Source organism: Streptomyces sp. NPDC060205 (assembly GCF_042728395.1).
Classification (GTDB): domain Bacteria; phylum Actinomycetota; class Actinomycetes; order Streptomycetales; family Streptomycetaceae; genus Streptomyces.
In genome coordinates this window covers 1-9,402 of record NZ_JBHWZP010000345.1, presented here as the reverse complement: position 1 = coordinate 9,402, position 9,402 = coordinate 1, and the positions used below count along the sequence as shown (strand labels likewise).

11 protein-coding genes are annotated in these 9,402 nt (G+C 70.9%); all 11 read left to right on the top strand.

The genetic code is table 11. The features are described from left to right. Window positions 1-101: 101 nt before the first annotated feature. The 11 genes from ACFWGJ_RS37115 (at window position 102) to ACFWGJ_RS37065 (ending at window position 9,295) form a co-directional block, all read left to right on the top strand. Complete coding sequence (locus ACFWGJ_RS37115) at window positions 102-992, top strand: DUF2637 domain-containing protein (protein ID WP_387333376.1); 891 nt, start codon at window positions 102-104, stop codon at window positions 990-992. Continuing rightward, window positions 989-1,381, top strand: coding sequence for an RRQRL motif-containing zinc-binding protein (locus ACFWGJ_RS37110; RefSeq protein ID WP_387333375.1), 393 nt, complete (start codon window positions 989-991; stop codon window positions 1,379-1,381). The genes ACFWGJ_RS37115 and ACFWGJ_RS37110 overlap by 4 nt, the downstream gene beginning before the upstream one ends. Beyond that, the gene (locus ACFWGJ_RS37105) at window positions 1,381-1,698 is read left to right on the top strand and encodes a hypothetical protein (RefSeq protein ID WP_387333374.1); all 318 of its coding nucleotides are present in this window, start codon (window positions 1,381-1,383) and stop codon (window positions 1,696-1,698) included. Before ACFWGJ_RS37110 ends, ACFWGJ_RS37105 begins: the two co-directional genes overlap by 1 nt. 113 nt (window positions 1,699-1,811) lie before the next feature. Further along, window positions 1,812-3,929 carry an ATP-binding protein gene (locus ACFWGJ_RS37100; RefSeq protein ID WP_387333373.1) on the top strand — a complete coding sequence of 706 codons (2,118 nt, stop codon included), beginning with the start codon at window positions 1,812-1,814 and terminating at the stop codon, window positions 3,927-3,929. A 204-nt stretch (window positions 3,930-4,133) separates the two neighbouring features. Continuing rightward, window positions 4,134-4,592 (top strand): hypothetical protein, encoded by a 459-nt coding sequence (locus tag ACFWGJ_RS37095; RefSeq protein ID WP_387333372.1) that lies wholly within the window; start codon window positions 4,134-4,136, stop codon window positions 4,590-4,592. 27 nt (window positions 4,593-4,619) lie between these two features. Beyond that, window positions 4,620-5,045 (top strand): NUDIX domain-containing protein, encoded by a 426-nt coding sequence (locus ACFWGJ_RS37090; RefSeq protein WP_387333371.1) that lies wholly within the window; start codon window positions 4,620-4,622, stop codon window positions 5,043-5,045. Window positions 5,046-5,130: 85 nt separating this feature from the next. Beyond that, a complete protein-coding gene (locus tag ACFWGJ_RS37085; RefSeq protein WP_387333370.1) occupies window positions 5,131-6,405 on the top strand; it encodes a DNA cytosine methyltransferase in 1,275 nt (424 codons plus the stop codon). 84 nt (window positions 6,406-6,489) lie between these two features. Beyond that, entirely contained in the window at window positions 6,490-7,410 is a 921-nt protein-coding gene (locus tag ACFWGJ_RS37080; protein WP_387333369.1) for a bifunctional DNA primase/polymerase, read from the top strand. After that, the gene (locus tag ACFWGJ_RS37075; RefSeq protein ID WP_387333368.1) at window positions 7,407-7,760 is read left to right on the top strand and encodes a hypothetical protein; all 354 of its coding nucleotides are present in this window, start codon (window positions 7,407-7,409) and stop codon (window positions 7,758-7,760) included. Before ACFWGJ_RS37080 ends, ACFWGJ_RS37075 begins: the two co-directional genes overlap by 4 nt. Then, window positions 7,757-8,914 (top strand): DUF3631 domain-containing protein, encoded by a 1,158-nt coding sequence (locus ACFWGJ_RS37070; protein ID WP_387333367.1) that lies wholly within the window; start codon window positions 7,757-7,759, stop codon window positions 8,912-8,914. Before ACFWGJ_RS37075 ends, ACFWGJ_RS37070 begins: the two co-directional genes overlap by 4 nt. A 180-nt stretch (window positions 8,915-9,094) precedes the next feature. Beyond that, entirely contained in the window at window positions 9,095-9,295 is a 201-nt protein-coding gene (locus tag ACFWGJ_RS37065; protein WP_387333366.1) for a helix-turn-helix domain-containing protein, read from the top strand. Window positions 9,296-9,402: the final 107 nt, after the last annotated feature.

Here is a 9,402-nt window from a genome sequence, read left to right as displayed (position 1 = left end):
GTGCAGGAGATCGGGCCGGACAACGGCGATGCGGACGAGTGGATGGGCGAGCGGTTCATCTGGGAGCCGGGCGACCGTGACGAGCACGGGAGGGCCGGCCGATGAATCGCAAGGGAAAGATCCTGCTGGTGGCCGCGCTGGTCGCGGTCGTCGCCATGGCCTTCCGGGTCTCCTGGAACGCGTTGCGGGACATCGCGAGCGCGGTCGGCGCGGACGAGACGGCCGCGACGCTGTACCCGTTCGTGGTCGACGGCCTGATGGCCCTCGCCCTGATCGCCACTCTCGTGCTCACCGACGACGCGCGGAAGTTCGCGCTGCGGGTGCTGGGCACGTACACCCTCGCCTCCCTCGTCCTCAACTACGTGCACGGCCTGGTGCCCGCGCTGCACGCGGACGGCGTCGCGGTCGACTGGACCCGCCTCGCCGATTGGGACCCGGCGAACTGGGCGCTCGTGCTGCTCGCCACGTCGCTTCCGGTCGGCTCGATCTACTTCGGTTCCGACCTGGTCGCCAAGGTCCTCCACCACCACCCCGCTCCGATCCCTACTCCGGTCGCGAATGCGGAGGAATCTACCGATACCGAGATGATTCGGTCTACGGCTGACCTGCCCGAATCGACCCCGCCGCCGATCACCGCCGTGCCGGTTCGGATGCCCGATCCGGTGACGGTCGGATTCGTGAAGTCGACCGTGCCGCTCAAGCCGATGCCCGCCGTGGCTTCGGCTCCGGTCGCTTCGATCGCGGCCCGCCCGGTTCCGGCAGTGTCGACCCGCCCGCGTCGGGCGACCGGCCGACTCCCGCAGGCCGCCCGGTCGACCCGACCCAAGCGCACCGCGGCCGAACTGCTCGCTGAGGCGCGGAAGGCGACGGCCGGTTGGCCGGACGCGAAGGTGACGGCTGAGGGCATTCGCCGGGAGGTCCACACCTCCCCGGTCAACGCCCGGATGCTGCGCGACACCCTGCTCGCCGAACGCGCCACCCCGGCTCCGTGAGCGGCGGGGCGTTCGGCAAGTGCTACGACCCGAACGGTGCCCGCCACGGCATACCGACCTTCCCGTGGCGCTACGCCCCCGACGGCTACGCCACCTTCCGCCAACTGAGGGCGCGCGGACTGCGCCCCGGCGGGCAACCGGTGGCCGCGCAGGTGCTCAGGCCCCGCTTCCGGCGGGGCCCGCTGGTCGCCCACCTCTACCGCATCGACTGCGCCAAGCCGGTCCGCCCGATGACTCCCGGCCGGTGGGCAGCCCTGGCCAAGGCCAACGCTGCTCGCCGTACCTGCCCGTCCTGCCGGCGTGATGCCGGATACGTCATCCCCGCCTCGCTCGGCATGTGCGTGCCGTGCGCCTACCCCGACCCGCCCGCACCGGAAGGGAACCCCTGATGGGCAACTCCGAACTGCGCCGCCTGGAACGCGAGATCGAGAAAACGAGCAAGAAGCTGGAAGCGGTCCAGCGGGGCGAGTGGTGGCCGCTGAACAGCCGCGAGCGCCGCGCCATCGCAGGCGCCCTGGTCGGCGGCTCGTACCAGGTCGCCCGGGGCCGGTCCACGGGCCGTGCTGACCAGCGGTTGGAGACGGCCGGCACGGCGGCGCAGATGCGGCTGACGGCGGAGCTGACCGCGCTGCACGGCGAGCGTCAGCGCGTCATCACTGAGGCCGCCCGCGCCAAGGCCGCCAAGAAAAGGTCCGGCTGGTTCTGACCAGCCACCACCCCTCTGTGCGCCGGGGTGCCCGGGACTTTCCACGGACACGGCCACCCCGGCTCTCCCATGAACTTTCCGCCCCCGTAGGGGCAGTCAGGAGCAGTTCCAGCATGTCTGAGAACGTCGTGCACCTCCACAAGCACACCGACCCGCCCGCCACCGACGCAACGCCGACCGTGCTCACCGTCGTGGCCGACCCGGCACCCGCGCCGCTCATCCCGTTGTGGGTGCGCTCCGGCCGCGCGGTGAAGACCGCCGCCACGCACGAGCGGACCAAGACCGCCGCCCGCGCGGTGGCCCGGCACAGCCTCTACACGGTCAACGGGGGCCGAATCGTGGCCCGTCGCACGTGGGACGGGAAGACCGGGGCCCGGTACGAGCGGATGATCCGCGCGGCGGAAGCCGCCGGGAACCTGGAGGTTGCGGAGGAGTGGGAGGAGCGGTTGCAGCGCTTCCGCGCCGCCCGCCACCACCGCCGCATGGACCTCCTCCACTCCCCCATCGAAGCCGCCAAGGGCATCGCGGTCGGGACCGGGATGGGCATCGGTGCGCTGGTCGCCCTCGGTGTCGTGATGGCCATCAACAACGGCGAGATCGCCGACGTCATCACCCCACTCGCCGCCACAATCGAGTTCATCGCCGCGGTGATCCGGATCGTGCAGATCGTGTGGGGGCCCGCGCTCACGATCGGCCCGTTCCTGGCGCTGCTCGCGCTGTGGGCGGTCGGCAGCAAGCAGCAAGCGGCCCCCGCATGGTCGATGCCTGACCACGTCCGATCGGGCGAGGGCGAACCCATCACCCCCTCGATCGTCGTCAAGGCCCTGCGCGACCTCGGGGTGCCCGCCCTGCGCAACGCCATCAAGGAAATGGGCGACGCCGGCGCGTCGATGCTCGGGCCGATCCGGATCGCCGGATGCGGCGTGGAAGTCGACGTCACCCTGCCCTCGGGGGTGTCGACGAACGAGGTGCAGAACCGGCGCCGGAAGCTCGCGGAGAACCTGACCCGGCACGAGCACGAGGTGTTCATCACTATCCCCCAGGCCGCGCGGACGGTGCGGCTGTGGGTGGCCGACTCCGGCGCGCTGGACGAGCCGATCGGTCCGTCTCCGCTGGTCACGGACGAGACGATGACCGCCGACTACGGCAAGGGGCGCGCCCCCTGGGGACAGGACCTGCGCGGCGACGCGGCAGCGCTCAGCCTCTACCAGCGCCACCTGCTCATCACCGGCCTGTCCAACCAGGGCAAAACCGTTGCGCTGCGCTCGCTCGCCCTGTGGCTCGCGCTGGACCGCTCGGTGGAGTTCCTGATGGGCGACCTCAAGGGTGTCGGTGACTGGGCCATGTTCGACGGCCGCGCCCGCGTCCTGATCCAGGGACCGACGGATGAGCACGTGATCCAGGTGACCGAGATGGTCGAAGGCGCGGTGGAGGAGATGAACCGCCGCATCCAGGCCCCGCCCGGCACCGTCTTCCCCGCGCTGATCGTGCTGGTCGATGAGGCGCAGATGGCGTTCATGTGCCCGGCCAAGGACGAGGACAAGCGCCCCTACGGCGGGTCCAAGGCCAACTCCCGGTACTTCATGGCGGTCCGCAAGATCCACAACCAGGGGCGGGCGGTCAACGTCCTGATGTGGCAGGGCACCCAGGACCCCACCGACCAGAACCTACCCAAGCTCGTACGCGAGGGCGCCCACACCCGCGCCTCCCTCGCCCTGGGCACCGAGTCCCAGGCCCGCATGGCACTCGGCGACAAGGCCGTGGACGGCGGGGCCGCGCCCAACATGCTGCGCCCCGGTCTGGATCAGGGAACGTTGGTCGTCGCGTCCTCCGGCATCGACATCCCCGCCGGGCAGGCCGCCATCACGGTGCGCACGCACTACATCGACGACGACGCAGCCAAGGCCATCATCGAGCGGGCCAAGGCCCTGCGCGACGGCGTCACCACCCTGCACGCCATTGAGCAGAGCGAGCAGCGAGATCCACTCGCCGACATCGCGTCCGTGGTCGGCACCGCGGAGCGGGTGCGCACCAAGGACGTGCTGTCCCGGCTCAGCACCCTCAACGCGGACGCCTACGGCGGCTGGTCGTTCATCGACCTCAAGCGCGTCCTCGACGGCACCGGAGCCGAGCCGCACAAGTCCGACGGGGTCATGGTCGTGGTCCGTGACCGGCTCGCCCGCGCCCTCGCCAACCGCGACGGCGAGGGTTCCGCTTCCGCCGCTGAGTGACAGGGAGCCGACCCGTGGCGGGTCAGGGAGGCAGGGAGAACTCCCTGACCCCCTCCCTGACCCGCCTCCCTCCACCTGACCTGCACAAATGATCGTTCAGGGAGGCAGGGAGGCACCCCAGGTCAACCCCCGAAAACCCCCTCCACAGCCCACCCCCAAGGGGGTGCCGAAACCTCCCTGACCCACCGCCGAAAGGGATTCCGCATGTATCCCGAACACTCCGGTCACCTGCCCGCCGAACGGGCCGTGACCATCCACCAACCCACCCCCATCACCCACCCGCCGGCCGGTCCGCTCGCGCCCGTCCAGCCGGGCGCGGTCCCGTCGGTGGCGAGCGTCGTACTCCCGGACGGGCGGGTCGTCACCGGCTACGCCATCAGCCCCGTACAGCCCGAACCCCTCGCCGCGAAACCGGCCGTCTCCCGCGCGGCGGTCAACGTCGCGGTCGGGGGCGTCGGGTTCCTCGCGGTGTGCGGCGGGCTGCTGCTCCTCACGTCGTTCATCGCCGCGCTCACCGCATTCATCACCCAACTGATCACCCTCGCCGCCGTCATCTTCGGCGGCTGGATCGCCGTGCAGATCCTCGGCACGAGCGGCCACCACGGCGGGACCACGGTCCACATCCGCAAGGCCGTGATCAAGCGCAACCACTTCCACGGCTGAACCGACCGAGAATCGAGAGCCGAAGAGATGACCGAGATCTTCGAGACCATCCGCTACACCGCCGACGTGGTCTGCATCCGTGACGGCGCGGTCCTGCTGATCGAGCGGGGATGGCCCCCGCACAAGGGACAGTTCGCGCTGCCGGGCGGGCACGTCGACCCCGGCGAGACCTCCCGCACCGCCGCCGCCCGGGAACTGCTGGAGGAGACCGGTGTCCACGTCGACCCTGCCGACATGGACCTGATCGGCGTCTACGACACCCCCGACCGCGACCCGCGCGGCCGGTACGTCACCGCCGCCTACCTGGTCATCGTCCCCACCGACACCACCGCACAAGCCGGAGACGACGCCGCCGCCGTCCGCTGGACACCCCTGGACGACACCGGACGCCTCGCGTTCGACCACGGCGAGATCGTGGCCGCCGCCCGGCACCGGCAGCACGCCCCCTTCTAGCTACGCCAAGAGCGGCCCCCGTCTCGCCAAAGTCCGGGGCCGCTCTTGTCTCCAGTCCTCAACAGACCTGTGGAGGTCACCCAGCATGCCCCATGTTCCCGTCGTGCCGCCGGAGGGCGGCAACGTCAGCTTCTGCACCGGCTCCGCCGCACTGGACCAGGCCGTGGAAGCCGTCACCGGCCTGCCCACCGTCCTGGTCGGCGAGAAGGACCCCGCCGCCTCCCGGCTGCTCGCCCAGCGCCTGCCCCACGCCCCCAACCTCGGGGACATCACCGCCGTCGACTTCGAGGCGCTGGCCACCACCATGGCGCGCCCGGCGTCCCTGACCGCCGGTTTCCCTTGCCAGGACATCTCCAACGCCGGACCTCGGGGAGGGATCGCCGGTGACCGCTCCGGACTCTGGAAAATCATCGCCCACGCCATTCGCCACCTACGACCCCGCCTCGTCTTCCTGGAAAACGTGGCCGCCCTCCGGAGCAGGGGACTCGACGTCGTCGCCGCCGACCTGGCCGCGATCGGGTACGACGCGCGGTGGATGTGCCTACGCGCTGGAGATCCCGAAGTCGGCGCCTGCCACCGCCGGGACCGCTGGTTCGCCGTCGCGTATCCCGCTGCTGAAGACCCCCACCTCCCAGTTGGGCAGGAACGGCGGCCTGCAGCATCCGGACAAGCGCAAAGCCGGGGGGCACGGGCCCACACTGGAGGACGAAGTGGTCTTCTTGCTGCCCCCGACCGGCCTTTGAGGCTGCTGCCCACCCCGGCCGCCGCCGACGGCACCGGCGGCCCCGGGATCTCCGCCAAGCGGCAGGGCGGGATGAACCTGCGCACCGCCGTCACCCTCCTGCCCACCCCGGCGGCGCGGGACTGGAAGTCCGGCGCCTCCAACCTGCTCGGCACCAACTCCCGCCCCCTGAACGAGGTGGTGGTGAACCTGCTGCCGACACCGAAGGCGTCGGACGGGCCGCACGGCGGTCCCAACCAGCGCGACACGGCCGGCAACTACTACCTGCCCGGCCAGGCCGTGCGCCTGGACGGGGAATGGGTGGCCACCAACGGCACCGACTACGGGCCCGCCATCCACCGGTGGGAGCAGGTGCTGGGACGCCCCGCACCCGAGCCCACCGAGCCGGGCACCAAGGGAAACCGGCGCCTGTCCCCGGCGTTCGTGGAATGGATGATGGGCGCCGATCCCGGCTGGGTCACCGACACGGACTTGGGCCTGTCCCGCTCCGACCAACTCAAGATCCTCGGCAACGGAGTCGTCATCCACCAAGCCGCCCTCGCCTACCGCACCCTGCTCGCCGTCGGCTCCGCACCGGAAACCGCGGCCCCGGCCCAGCTCGCGCTGGACATCGCCTAGCACGCCAAGAGCGGCCCCCGTCTCGCCAAAGTCCGGGGCCGCTCTTGTCTCCAGTCCTCAACAGACCTGTGGAGGTCTCCCAGCATGACGCAACCCACCGACAACAGTCGAGCGTCCCTCCTGGACGCCGCCCTGACCGCCGCCGAACGCGGCTGGCACGTCTTCCCGCTCCGGCCCGGCACCAAGCGCCCCGCCCTGCATGGAGAGGCCGCCTGCCCGGGCACCGGCTCGTGTGCGGGCGGGCACCGCAAGTGGGAGCAGCGCGCCACCACCGACCCGGACCGCATCCGCGCCACTTGGTCGCATGGTGCGTTCAACGTCGGTATCGCCACCGGCCCCTCCGGGCTGCTGGTCGTCGACCTGGACATGCCCAAGAACCAGGACAACAGCAATGAGGGCACGCCTGACGGCGTGGCGACCTTTGGGGCGCTCTGCGAGCGCACCGGCCACACCGTCCCCGACACCTACCGGACGCGGACCGCGAGCGGCGGAACACACCTGTACTTCACCGCCCCGGCAGGCGTGCGGCTGACCAACACGGCGGGCACCCTCGCCCCGTTGGTCGACACCCGGGCATGGGGCGGATACGTCGTCGCGGCAGGCAGCATCACCCCCGCCGGACCGTACGAAGCACTGAGCGGCCCCGTGGCGGCCCCTCTGCCCCTGTGGCTGCAAAGCATCCTGCGACCGGCCCCCAAGGCGCCTCAGGCACCCTCAGTGGCCGTAGCGGGGCAATCGCGGCGATATGCGGATGTAGCGCTTGCCGCTGAGGCGAACAACGTCCGTGCGGCCCAACCCGGCCTGCGCGAGGCCGCGTTGTTCCGTGCCGCGCGCGCCCTGGGACGGTTCGTCGCATGGGGCGACCTCCCCCGGCACGTGGTGGAGAACGCTCTTCAGGAGGCGGGCGAGGCGACCGGACTCACCGTTGCCGAGTGCCGCTCGACCCTGCGCAGCGCCCTCGACTGGTCCATCGCCCACAACCAGCAGCGCAAGGGGGCGGCATGAGCACCCCACCCCGCCCCCTCCTGAAGAGCATCACCACCACCCCGACCGGACCGCAGGACGCTCCACACCCTGTGGACACGACGGCCGCGGGCGAGCCAAAGGGCGTCGCCGAAGGCGTCCCCACTGCTGTTCTCCCTGACCCACAGGCCGGAGACGGCCGGTACCCCGTCGCGTGGCTGCGCATCACCGCGCCGCGCGGGGCGACGCCTACGGCCACGTCAACGTGCCTGTGCGGACGCGACCGCAGCGCCATCGGCCGCGCACGGGTGCTGGCCCTGATCGCCGACCACGAAGCGCACCGCGACCTCTGCCCGCTCCGCACCCCCCAGGAAGAGAGGGCCGCTGCATGAGCGACACCATCGACGGCGCGACGCTGCTCAACGAGGTGGAAGCCTTCCACCGCCGGTTCAACGTCTTCCCCACCGAGGCCGCCTACGTCGCGGTCGCGCTGTGGGACGCGCACGCCCACCTGCTCGACTGCTTCGACTCCACACCGCGGCTCGCGTTCCTGTCCCCGGAACCGGGATCCGGGAAGTCCCGCGCGCTGGAGATCGTGGAAACCCTCGTGCCTCAGCCGATGACGGCCGTGAACGCGTCCGCCGCCGCACTGTTCCGGTCGGTGTCCGGAGCGGACGGCCGGCCGACGATCCTGTTCGACGAGATCGATACCGTTTTCGGCCCCAGGGCAGGGGACAACGAGGAACTGCGCGGGTTCCTGAACGCGGGTCACCGGCGGACCGGGGTCACCTACCGGTGTATCGGAGATGGCGGCAATCAGAGCGTTCAGGCGTTCCCGTCCTACTGCGCGGTCGCGGTCGCCGGACTCGGCTCGCTCCCGGACACGATCCTGACCCGCTCTATCGTCATTCGCATGCGTCGGCGGGCCCGCAACGAGCGCGTGGAAGCCTTCCGGGCCCGCATGCACGAGGCCGAGGGGCACAAGCTGCGCGACCGGCTCGCCCAATGGGCTGAACACGCACGAGGGTTCGTCATGGGCGCGTGGCCGGAGATGCCCGACGGGATCACCGACCGGCCGGCAGACGTGTGGGAACCCCTGCTCGCCATCGCGGACGCCATCGGCGGAGACTGGCCCCGCCGGGTCCGGGAAGCGTGCCTGACGCTCGTCAAAGCAGCGCAGTACACCGACAAGCACAGTCTCGGTATCCGCCTGCTGACCGACCTGCGCGACCACGTCCTCATCGGCATGGACCGCCTTCCCACCATCGCGATCCTGGACCGGCTCAACGCTCTCGACGATGCCCCGTGGGCCGACCTCGACGGCAAGCCGCTCGACAACCGGCGGCTCTCCCGAATGCTCGGGGAGTACATGACGGCAGACAACGAGCCGATCCGCTCCCGCAACATCCGCACCGCCGGCGGCGTCCTCAAGGGCTTCCACGCCTGCGACCTCACCGACGCGTGGGCCCGCTACTGCCCGCCTGCCCAGGAAGCCGCTACAGCCGCTACGCCGCTACAGGCCAGCTCAGAGCCCCTGAATCTGTAGCGGCACCCAAGCGTGTAGCGGCTACGCCCGCCGCCTCGCAACGCGGACGTAGCCGCTACACGCCATCCCTCCGCTACAAAAAACCCCCCGCTGACCTGCGATGTAGCGGCGTAGCGGATGTAGCGGACTTCTGAGACCCCTCCCCCAGACGCCTTGCCTCTTGCCCCGAGAAGGAGTCGCATGAGCACCGCCCTCGCGCCTGCCGAGCAACTGCTCTACACCCCGAAAGAAGCCGCAACGATCCTCCGCTTGGGCCGTTCCACCGTCTACGAACTGATGGCCACCGGCGAGCTGCGGTTCGTCAAGCGTGGTCGTTCCCGCCGGATCAAGCGAAGCGCCCTCGAAGCATTCGTGGACAACCTCGAACCGCAGCCCGTCTGACCTGACCCCAACGGTGACGCCGTCCTGCTCGCCGCGCTCGGCGCGGCCCGCACCGGCCGGACAGGCTCTGCCCCAGCCGCTGGGTCATCGCGCGGTCGTCGTACAGC